The following is a 559-nucleotide window of genomic DNA, read 5'->3' on the forward strand; positions in this document are numbered from 1 at the left end:
GGAGCAGGTACGAAAGTAGGACTTAGTGATCCGGTGGTATAAAGTGGGATTGCCATCGCTCAACGGATAAAAGCTACCCTGGGGATAACAGGCTTATCACTCCCAAGAGTTCACATCGACGGAGTGGTTTGGCACCTCGATGTCGGCTCATCGCATCCTGGGGCTGAAGTAGGTCCCAAGGGTTGGGCTGTTCGCCCATTAAAGCGGTACGCGAGCTGGGTTCAGAACGTCGTGAGACAGTTCGGTCCCTATCCGGCGTGGGCGTAGGATATTTGAGAGGAGCTGTCCTTAGTACGAGAGGACCGGGATGGACTGGCCGCTGGTGTATCTGTTGCATACCAAGTGCATGGCAGAGTAGCCAAGCCGGGACGGGATAAACGCTGAAGGCATCTAAGCGTGAAGCCCCCCTCAAGATGAGATATCCCTACGTAAGTAGTAAGACCCCTTGAAGACGACGAGGTAGATAGGTCAGAGGTGGAAGTGCAGTAATGTATGGAGCTGACTGATACTAATCGGTCGAGGGCATGACCAAGCAAGGTGATAGGTAGGATGAAAGAAA

At 53.0% G+C, this 559-nt stretch carries 1 rRNA gene; it reads left to right on the top strand.

The features are described 5' to 3' along the window. Positions 1 to 532 (top strand): 23S ribosomal RNA (locus tag WS34_RS15115); the annotation flags it as partial. Between the last annotated feature and the right edge of the window lie 27 nt (positions 533 to 559).

The sequence above is a fragment of the Odoribacter sp. N15.MGS-14 genome (assembly GCF_000980245.1).
In the GTDB taxonomy this organism is placed as follows: Bacteria; Bacteroidota; Bacteroidia; order Bacteroidales; family Marinifilaceae; genus Odoribacter; species Odoribacter splanchnicus.